The following is a 9,350-nucleotide window of genomic DNA, read 5'->3' on the forward strand; positions in this document are numbered from 1 at the left end:
TCGATGACCTGGCGGAACTGCTCAGGCGTCTCGCGGGTCGCCGGGTAGGCGGTCCCGACGCCGGCGTTGTTGACCAGGATGTCGACCTTGCCGAACTCCGCCATCGTCGCGTCGACCAGCGCCTGGCAGTCCTCCGGGACGGCGACGTCGGTGCGCACGGCGATCGCGCGGCGGCCGGCCGCCTCCACCGCCTCCTGCGTCTCGCTCAGCCGGTCCACCCGCCGTGCGCCGAGCGCGACGTCGGCCCCCGCCTCGGCGAGGGTGCGCGCGAAGACGGCGCCGAGGCCGGAGGACGCTCCCGTCACGATCGCCACCCGGCCGTCGAGCCGGAACATGTCAAGGATCGTGCGGTCTGCCACGTCGGTCAGCTCCTGTCGTCGGTCGGTCGTTCCTCCGGACGGTAGTTGGGATGTTGGGTAGCTCACCTCTCGGGCGGGTAGGTCGGTCGTCCGCACCTCGACGGGGAGGGACCCGAACGTGAGCAACCTGGCGCAGAACCTGCTCGACACCGCGGCCGAGGACGAGAGCCGCGAGGCGCTCCGCATGGACGACACCGTCCTGACCTACGGGGAGTTCCGCGACGCCGCGCTCAAGGTCGCCGCCTCGCTGCAGGTGCGGGGCGTCTCCCCCGGGGACCGCGTCGGCCTGGTCCTGCCGAACGTCATCTCGTTCCCGGTCGTGTTCTACGGCGCCCTGCTGGCCGGGGCGGCGGTGGTCCCGATGAACCCGCTGCTCAAGGCGCGCGAGGTGGAGTACTACCTGCGCGACTCCGGGGCGAAGGTCGTCGTGGCGCTCACCCCGTCCGCGGAACCGGTGATCGAGGCGGCGGGCACGGTCGGCATCGAGGCCGTGTCCGTGGGCCCGGCGATGCCGGAGGAGCTCCTCGACGCCGAACCGATCGAGCGTGCGGTGGACCGCACGGACGACGACCTGGCGGTCATCCTCTACACCTCCGGGACGACGGGCCAGCCGAAGGGCGCCGAGCTCACGCACGCCAATCTGAGCCGCAACGCCCGCACGACCGCCGAGACCCTGCTCGAGAGCGGCACCGACGACGTGATCATGGGATGCCTCCCCCTGTTCCACGTCTTCGGCCTCACGTGCGGACTGAACGCATCGGTGCTGCGCGGCTCGCTGCTGACGCTCATCCCCCGCTTCGACGGCGCGAAGGCCCTGTCGGTGGTCGAGCGCGACAAGGTCACGATCTTCGAGGGCGTGCCGACGATGTTCGCCGGGATGCTGCACTCCGAGGGTGCCGGCGACCACGACGTCTCCAGTCTCCGGCTGTGCGTCTCCGGCGGCTCGGCCATGCCGGTGGAGGTCATGCGGGCGTTCGAGGAGAAGTTCGGCTGCATGATCCTCGAGGGCTACGGCCTGAGCGAGACGTCGCCGGTGGCCTCGTTCAACCACCCGAACGCCGAGCGCAAGCCCGGCTCGATCGGCACGCCCATCGCCGGAGTCGAGATGCGCCTGGTCGACGACGACGGCAAGGACGTCGCCGCCGGAGAGGTCGGCGAGATCGCGATCCGGGGCGAGAACGTCATGAAGGGCTACTGGCAGCGCGAGGAGGAGACGGCCACGGCGATCCCGGACGGGTGGTTCCGCACCGGCGACCTCGCACGGCAGGACGACGACGGCTACTTCTTCATCGTGGACCGCAAGAAGGAGATGATCATCCGCGGCGGCTACAACGTGTACCCGCGAGAGGTCGAGGAAGCCCTCTACGAGCACCCCGCGGTCGCGGAGGCGGCCTGCATCGGCATCGCCCACCCCGAGCTCGGCGAGGAGGTGGCCGCCGCGGTCGCCCTCAAGCCCGGGGCGAGCGCCGAGCCCGACGAGCTGCGGGACTTCGTCAAGGAGCGGGTCGCCGCCTACAAGTACCCGCGCCACGTCTGGCTCGTCGACAGCCTGCCGAAGGGCCCGACGGGGAAGATCCTCCGCCGCTCGGTGGAGGTCCCCGAGCAGGTGGGCTCCCGGTGACGTCCCCCTCGGGCCCGGCGCAGGGCAAGCCCGCTCCGCCTGCTCCGCCCCTGTGGCGGCAGGCGTTCGACGCCGCCGAGCGGGCGGTCTCGCCCCGCGCGGAGACGTTCGTGCGGACGCCGACGTTCTCCGTCGGCGTGACGCTGCTCCGCCGGGCGGAGAGTCTGGTGCGGGGCTCCGTGCGCGGCGCGTCGGCCCGCGCCTGGCACCTGGTGAACCTGCCTGCGGGAAGCGACGTCAGCCGGTTGCGCGCACAGATCGGCGCCCTCGACCGGGAGGTCCGCCGGCTGGGACTGCAACTGGAGGCCGAGCGGCGCCGGTCCGCGCGGGCCGCCACCGCGAACACCGACCCGACGACAGAGGAGCGCGATGCCGCAGGTGCCGAGTCCGCAGACGGTCCTCGACCGCGTCCGGCGCGACGTGGAGCGAAACGCCCTCCGGGCACGTAACGGGATCAAGCTGGTCGCCGGGGTCGACCGACCCGGCGTCGGGCTGACGCCGAAGGACGTCGTCTGGGAGAGCGGCCGCACCCAGCTCTGGCACTACCGCAACGACCCGGAGAAGAACGGCGGCGTGCGGTACGGGCCGCCACTGCTCATCGTCTTCAGCCTGATCAGCAAGAGCTACATCCTCGACCTGACGCCGGGCAACAGCTTCGTCGAGCAGCTGCTGGACGCCGGGTTCGACGTCTACCTGCTCGACTGGGGCACACCCGACGAGCGGGACGCGGGGAACAAGCTCGAGGACTACGTCGACGACTACATCCCCGCGGGGATCGACCGCGTGCTCGAGCTGTCGGGAGCCGACGAGGTCAACCTGTTCGGCTACTGCTTCGGCGGTGACCTCACGCTGCTCTACGCGGCGCACCACCCCGACGCCCCGCTGCGCAGCCTCACGGTGCTGGCCACCCCGGTCGACTTCCGGCACATGGGCCCGCTCTCCGACATCTTCTCCGTCGGCGGCATGGACGTCGGCTCGGTGCTCGACCGCGACGGCAACGTGCCGCCGTCGATCGTCGTCCAGGGGTTCCGGACCCTGACCCCCACCGCGGAGGTGACGCGCTACGTGAGCCTCTGGGAGCGGCTCTGGAACGACGAGTACGTCGCGTCCTACCAGGCCATGACCGGCTGGTCGGACGACCACGTTCCCTTCCCGGGAGCGGCAGCGCGGGAGACGGCGCAGATGCTCGTGCGCAACAACGGGATGATCGACGACCGGCTGACCGTCGGCGGTGACCCCGTCCACCTGAGCGACATCACCGTTCCGTTCCTCACGGTGCGCGGCACGCGCGACCACATCGTGCCGGCCGACGCGACGGCGGCGCTGATCGACCTGGTCGGCTCCGACGACAAGCAGGAGCTGGTGCTCGACGCCGGGCACATGGGCCTCGTCGTCGGCCGCACGGCGGCGAAGACGACCGTCCCCACGATCATCGAGTTCATCCGCCGGCGCAGCGACGCCCTCCAGGACGACGCCGCCGTGAGCAAGGGAGCCTGAATGGCCGTCGAGGAACTCCGGGCCGAGCAGTGCGACGCCCTGCTCCGCTTCTTCGAGGGGCTGCCCGAGGGCGACCTGACCTTCATCAAGGAGGAGGTCACCGACCCCGAGACGGTCCGGTCCTGGGCCGGGGGCGAGGGAGCCGGTGGGCGATGGGTCTCCGTGCAGGACGGCGAGGTGAACGGCTACGTCGCCGTCCGGCCGCTGCCCGGGTGGTCCGACCACGTGGGCGAGGTGCGGCTGGTCGTCTCGCCGGCCAGCCGCGGCACCGGGCTCGGGCGTGAGCTGGCGCGCCGCGCCCTGGTCGAGGCGGTCGGGTCGGGCCTGTCGAAGCTCGTGGTGGAGGTCGTGGCCGAGCAGGGCGCCGCCCTGGCCCTGTTCACCGACCTCGGGTTCACCGGCGAGGCGCTCCTGGTCGACCACATCCGCGACCGCAGCGGCCAGCTGCGCGACCTGATGGTCCTCGCCCACCACGTCACGAAGACGTGGGAGGGCATGGACACCGTCGGCGTCGCCGACGAGCTGGCCTCAGCCGGCGACTGAGCTCCACACCTCGGTGACGGCGCCGTCGGCCACCTCGAGCCGACGGGTCGTCGCGACCGCGTCGAGCATCCGGCGGTCGTGCGTGACGAGCAGCAGCGTGCCGGGGTAGTCGGCCAGCGCCTCCTCGAGCTGCTCGATGGCCGGCAGGTCGAGGTGGTTCGTCGGCTCGTCGAGCACCAGCACGTTCACCCCCCGCGCCTGCAGGAGCGCGAGCCCCGCACGGGTCCGCTCGCCGGGCGAAAGGGTCTCGGCCGGGCGCAGCACGTGGTCGGCCGTCAGCCCGAACTTGGCCAGCAACGTGCGCACCTCCGACGTCGGCCAGTCGGGCACCTCGCGGCCGAACGCGTCCAGCAGCTGCTCGGGGCCCAGGAAGCGGCCGCGGGCCTGGTCGATCTCGCCGATCCGCACCGACGGCCCGAGCGACGCCGCCCCCTCGTCGAGCGGCACCCGGCCCAGCAGGGCGGCGAGGAGGGTGGACTTCCCCGAGCCGTTCGCGCCGGTGATCGCCAGCCGGTCGCCCCAGTCGACCTGCAGGTCCACCGGGCCGAGCTGGAACCCCCCGCGCCGCACGACGGCGCCCCGGAGGGTGGCGACGACCGCGCCCGCCCGCGGGGCGACGGCGATCTCCAGCCGCAGCTCCCACTCCTTGCGGGGTTCCTCGACGACCTCGAGGCGCTCGATCCGCCGGTCGGTCTGCTTCGCCTTGGCCGCCTGCTTCTCCGCCGACGCCCGGTTGTGCGCCTTGATGTGCTTGTCGCCGTCCTTCGACTTCTTGATCGAGTCGCGGACGCCCTTCGCCATCCAGTTGCGCTTCATCCGCGCCCGGCCCTCGAGGTCGGCCTTGGTGTCGGCGTACTCCTCGTACTCCTCGCGGGCGTGCCGGCGGGCGACCTCGCGCTCGGCGAGGTAGGCCTCGTACCCGCCGTCGGTGACCCGGACCAGCTGCTGGGCGAGGTCCAGCTCGACCACCCGCGTGACCGTGCGGGACAGGAACTCGCGATCGTGGCTCACCACGACGATGCCGGTCCGGGAGCCGGCGACGAAGCTCTCCAGCTGGTCGAGGCCGGCGAGGTCGAGGTCGTTAGTGGGCTCGTCGAGCAGCAGGACGTCGTACCGCGAGAGCAGGAGCGTGGCCAGCCCCACGCGGGCCGCCTGCCCGCCCGACAGCCCGGTCATGGGCGCGTCGAGCGCGACCCCGGGGGCCACGTCGGTGACCACCTCCTCGGCGCGCTCGTCGAGGTCGGCGCCGCCGAGGGCCAGCCACTGCTCGAGGGCGTCCCCGTAGGCGTCGTCGGCGCCCGGCCGGCCCTCGGTGAGGTCGTCGGTCGCGCGGTGCAGCGCGGCCTGCGCGGCGGCGACCCCGGTCCGCCGGGCGATCGCATCGAGCACCGTCTCCCCGGGACGCCGCTCGTGCTCCTGCGGCAGGTAGCCGAGCGTCGCGGTGGGCGGGCTCGCGACGACGGTGCCGGCCTCCGGCGGGACCTCGCCGGCCAGCGTCCGCAGCAGGGTCGACTTCCCGGCGCCGTTGACGCCGACCAGGCCGACGACGTCGCCCGGGGCGACGACCAGGTCGAGGCCGGAGAACAGGGCGCGGGCGCCGTGTCCGGCCGCCAGGCCGCGGGCGATCAGGGTGGAACTCACGGTGAACAGCGTGCCATCCGGCTCACGCGGCGCCGTCGTCCGCCGGGTCGTCGGAGGGCGCGTCGTCGTACTCGTGCTCGTCGGCCGGGTCGTCGACGTGCCTGCCACGGCGGACGAGCCACGGCTGCAGGTGGTCGTAGCCCCGCACGGACACCCGGCGGAGCTTGCGCACGCGGTAGTCCGGCAGGTCCCGCAGCCGCTCGGCGAGATCGCGGTCGACGAGCATCGTCCCGGGGCGGGCCAGGGAGGTCAGCCGGCTGGCCAGGTTGACCACCGGTGAGTAGACGTCGCCGAGCCGGGTCAGGACGGCGCCGTACGCGGCGCCCACCCGGAGCGGCGGGCGCTCCTCGGAGTCCCAGACCTCCGGCAGCCGCAGCCCGATCTCCACCGCGTCGACCGCGGAGACCGTCGTGAACAGGATCCCGTCACCGACCGTCTTCACCACGCGCCCGCGGTGGCGGGCGATCACCTCGGACGCGAGGCTCTCGAAGTCCTCGATCATCGCCCCGAGCTCACGACCGCCCATCCCGCGGCTGCGCGAGGTGTAGCCCACGAGGTCCGCGAAGCCGACCGCGAGCTCCCGTCGGTCCCCCTGGCCGGCCGATGACGCCAGCAGCCGGTCGGCGTTGGCGGCGAGGTGCCGCCGCCAGACGTAGCTCTGGATCTCCCGCATCTTCGGCAGCAGGGCGCGCGCGACGGCCACGGCCTCCTCCGGGGACGCCGGACGCCGCTCGCCGTCCGGCCCGGCCCTGGTCAGCGCGTCGGCGATCATGTCCGCCTGCCAGTCGGCCAGCCGGGACAGCGCCTGACCCATGGCCCGCGCGATCGACGCCTCGCTGTCGGCGTCGACGAAGCCGGAGGCGATCAGCTCCGACAGCACCCCGAGTGCCTGGACGTCGGCGTCGGTGAAGGCGGGGTCGTCGTCCGCGGCGTCCGGGAAGCCGAGCGCCCGCCAGAGCCGCTGGGTGCGCTCGGGCGCCATCCCGGAGAGCTCGCCCACCTGCAGGCGGGTGTACCGGCGCGGTCCGTCGAGCAGCAGGCGCTCGAGCGCCTCGCGGGCATCCGGGCCCGGACCGTCCCCGGGATCGACCATCGGGTCCGCCGGGCTCAGCCCGTGGTGTGCACGATGAGGACGTCGCACGTCGAGCGGCGGGTGGCGTCGGCCGGCACCGAGCCGAGGAGCCGCCCCTTGATGCCGGCCAGCCCGCGGTTGCCGACCACGAGCAGGTCCGCGTCCTCGCGACGGACGACGTCCAGCAGTGTCTCCACGGGGGACCCCTGGACGGCCAGGGTCTTCACGTCCTTGGCGCCCGCCGCGCTGGCCCGCTCGTGCGCGGTGCGCACCGTCTCCTCGGCCGGATGCGACCCGACGACCTGGTACGCGTCGTCGCGCAGCGCGTCCTGCGCGCGGGCGAGCTCGCGGTCGTCGGCCTCGGTGGGCAGGTAGGCGCAGGCGATGACGAGCGTCGCGCCGCACGCCCCTGCCAGCGCCCCGGCGCGGGCGACCGCGCGGAGGGAGGACTCGGAGCCGTCGGTGCCGACGACGACCGTCCGGTAGGCGTTCGCGCTCTCGCTCACGGCGGGGACTCTATGTGACCGTGTGCCGAGGGTCACGCCGAGATCATTCCGGCGGTCCCGGGGCCTCCCTGGAGCGTTCCGGCAGGTCGGGGGCACGGCGCGCCGGAGACAAATGGCCTCCCGATGGGCGCCGCCCGTGCGCTTGGATGGGACGACACCACGCCGCGGACGACGAGGAGCACCCATTTCCACCGGAAGCACCGCGCCGATCGACCCCGTGCGGGTCGAGGTCCGCGGACTCAGCAAGCACTTCGGCCAGGTGCAGGCCGTCTCCGACCTGAGCTTCACCGTCGAGCCGGGCACCGTCACCGGCTTCCTCGGCCCGAACGGCGCCGGGAAGACGACCACCCTGCGGATGGTCCTGGGCCTCATGCAGCCCGACGCGGGGACGGCGACCTTCAACGGCGCGCCCTACTCATCGCTGACCGATCCCCTGCGCACCGTCGGGGCGGTCCTGGAGACCGCGTTCCACCCCGCCCGCTCGGGTCGCAACCACCTGCGCGTCTACTGCCGCGCCGCCGGGCTGCCCCTGTCCCGCGCCGACGAGGTCCTGGTGCAGGTCGGCCTGGCCGACGCCGGTGCTCGCCGGGCCGGGGGCTACTCCCTCGGGATGCGCCAGCGCCTCGCCCTGGCCACCGCGCTGCTCGGCGACCCCGCCGTCCTGGTGCTCGACGAGCCGGCCAACGGCCTGGACCCCGAGGGCATCCAGTGGCTGCGCGGCTTCCTGCGCCACCTCGCGCACGAGCAGGGGCGCACCGTGCTCGTCTCCAGCCACCTCCTGTCCGAGGTCGAGCAGACGGTCGACCGGGTGGTCATCGTCGGTGCCGGCCGGCTGGTCCGCGAGGGGTCGATGGACCAGCTGCGCTCGGGCGCCGACGGCGCCGGCACGGTCCTCGTGCGCAGCCCCGAGGCCGCGCGGCTGGCCGAGCTGCTCGCCGCCGACGGCAACGGTGTCACCAGCGAGGACGGCGCCCTGAGCGTCACCGGGACGACGCCGGCCGACGTGGGCCGGCGCGCCTTCGCCGCCGGGATCGAGCTGCACGAGCTGCGGTCCCGGACGAGCGGTCTCGAGGAGATCTACTTCCAGCTGACCGCCGGGTCGGAACAGTTCGCGGCGCCCTCCCCGGTCGCTCCCGTCACCCAGGAGGCCTCTCGATGATCCGGCTGGTTCGCAGCGAGTGGACCAAGCTGTTCACGACCCGGGTCTGGCTCGGCCTGCTGCTCGGCTCCTGCGTCATCGTCGGCGGGTTCGCCGCGCTGCTCACGGCCTTCGCCGGCAACGCCGAGAGCGGGATCCCCCCGGTCGGCACTGCGTCGTTCGAGCAGCTGGCGTTCGCCCAGGCGACCGGCGCCAACGTGCTGTTCCTGATCCTCGGGATCATCGGGATGACCCAGGAGTACCGGCACCGCACGGCGACGCCGACGTTCCTGACCACGCCGCGCCGCTGGCACGTCGTGGTGGCCAAGCTGCTGGCCTACGCGCTGGTGGCGGTGCCCCTGGCGCTCGTCGTCCTGGTCGTGAACGTGCTCGTCGTGGTGGTCTACGCCGGCGCCCGGGGCGGGGCGCCGTCCTTCACCGCCGACAACCTCGAGGTGCTGGCGACGTCGGGCCTGGCGCTGGTGATCTACGCCCTCATCGGCGTCGGCATCGGAGCCCTGGTGAAGAACCAGGTCGGCGCGATCGTCGGTGGGCTCGTGTACCTGTTCGTCGTCGAGGGACTGATCCGGTCCATCCCCGCGACGTCGGGTGCCTACAAGTGGATGCCGGGAGGTGCCACGGAGGCCATGACCGCCACGTTCGAGGGGCCCGACCTGCTCGGCGCCTGGCAGGGCGGCCTGCTTCTGGTGAGCTACGGCCTGCTCGCCGCTCTCCTCGGCACCCTCCTCGCCGTCCGGCGCGATGTCGTCTGAGGCGCCGGACATGATGCCCTCGTGAGCGCTCGGATGACCGTGCAGCGACTCGGCCGGCTGCTCGCCGACGGGGACGTGGACGCCGTCCGCACCGCCGTGGAAGCGACTCCGGGGCTGCTGGCCCGCACCGTCGAGCGGGACGGGCAGGGCGGCTGGACGCCGCTGCACCTCGCCGTCGCCGAGGGTCAGCCGGACGTCGT

10 protein-coding genes are annotated in these 9,350 nt (G+C 73.3%); 6 read left to right on the plus strand and 4 right to left on the minus strand.

Annotation, left to right across the window (positions count from 1 at the left end; translation table 11 throughout):
• A partial coding sequence (locus tag E4P40_RS23625; RefSeq protein ID WP_135160821.1) for an SDR family NAD(P)-dependent oxidoreductase occupies window positions 1–335 on the minus strand: 335 nt, incomplete at its 3' end.
• A 142-nt stretch (window positions 336–477) separates the two neighbouring features.
• On the opposite strand from E4P40_RS23625, the gene E4P40_RS23630 reads away from it, so the two are divergent.
• The 4 genes from E4P40_RS23630 to E4P40_RS23645 are packed head-to-tail and all read left to right on the plus strand — an operon-like array spanning window position 478 to window position 4,020.
• Window positions 478–1,980 carry a long-chain fatty acid--CoA ligase gene (locus E4P40_RS23630; RefSeq protein ID WP_135160822.1) on the plus strand — a complete coding sequence of 501 codons (1,503 nt, stop codon included), beginning with the start codon at window positions 478–480 and terminating at the stop codon, window positions 1,978–1,980.
• The gene (locus tag E4P40_RS23635; protein WP_135160823.1) at window positions 1,977–2,429 is read left to right on the plus strand and encodes a hypothetical protein; all 453 of its coding nucleotides are present in this window, start codon (window positions 1,977–1,979) and stop codon (window positions 2,427–2,429) included. The genes E4P40_RS23630 and E4P40_RS23635 overlap by 4 nt, the downstream gene beginning before the upstream one ends.
• The gene (locus tag E4P40_RS23640; protein ID WP_135160824.1) at window positions 2,350–3,477 is read left to right on the plus strand and encodes an alpha/beta fold hydrolase; all 1,128 of its coding nucleotides are present in this window, start codon (window positions 2,350–2,352) and stop codon (window positions 3,475–3,477) included. The genes E4P40_RS23635 and E4P40_RS23640 overlap by 80 nt, the downstream gene beginning before the upstream one ends.
• Window positions 3,478–4,020 carry a GNAT family N-acetyltransferase gene (locus E4P40_RS23645; RefSeq protein ID WP_135160825.1) on the plus strand — a complete coding sequence of 181 codons (543 nt, stop codon included), beginning with the start codon at window positions 3,478–3,480 and terminating at the stop codon, window positions 4,018–4,020.
• Here E4P40_RS23645 and E4P40_RS23650 read toward each other — a convergent pair.
• Genes E4P40_RS23650 through E4P40_RS23660 form a run of 3 tightly spaced genes read right to left on the minus strand, consistent with a single transcriptional unit; the run spans window position 4,006 to window position 7,239 of the window.
• On the minus strand, window positions 4,006–5,661 hold the full coding sequence (locus tag E4P40_RS23650; RefSeq protein WP_135160826.1) for an ABC-F family ATP-binding cassette domain-containing protein: 1,656 nt from the start codon (window positions 5,659–5,661) through the stop codon (window positions 4,006–4,008). The two genes, E4P40_RS23645 and E4P40_RS23650, sit on opposite strands and share 15 nt — an antisense overlap.
• Before the next feature lie 22 nt (window positions 5,662–5,683).
• Window positions 5,684–6,754 (minus strand): adenylate/guanylate cyclase domain-containing protein, encoded by a 1,071-nt coding sequence (locus E4P40_RS23655; RefSeq protein WP_135160827.1) that lies wholly within the window; start codon window positions 6,752–6,754, stop codon window positions 5,684–5,686.
• Between the two features lie 14 nt (window positions 6,755–6,768).
• Window positions 6,769–7,239, minus strand: coding sequence for a universal stress protein (locus tag E4P40_RS23660; protein WP_135160828.1), 471 nt, complete (start codon window positions 7,237–7,239; stop codon window positions 6,769–6,771).
• A gap of 259 nt (window positions 7,240–7,498) precedes the next feature.
• Here E4P40_RS23660 and E4P40_RS23665 point away from each other — a divergent pair, with 259 nt between their 5' ends.
• On the plus strand, window positions 7,499–8,398 hold the full coding sequence (locus E4P40_RS23665) for an ATP-binding cassette domain-containing protein (protein ID WP_209305486.1): 900 nt from the start codon (window positions 7,499–7,501) through the stop codon (window positions 8,396–8,398).
• Entirely contained in the window at window positions 8,395–9,150 is a 756-nt protein-coding gene (locus tag E4P40_RS23670; RefSeq protein ID WP_135160830.1) for an ABC transporter permease, read from the plus strand. The genes E4P40_RS23665 and E4P40_RS23670 overlap by 4 nt, the downstream gene beginning before the upstream one ends.
• The last annotated feature ends 200 nt before the right edge of the window (window positions 9,151–9,350 follow it).

Source organism: Blastococcus sp. CT_GayMR20 (assembly GCF_004570345.1).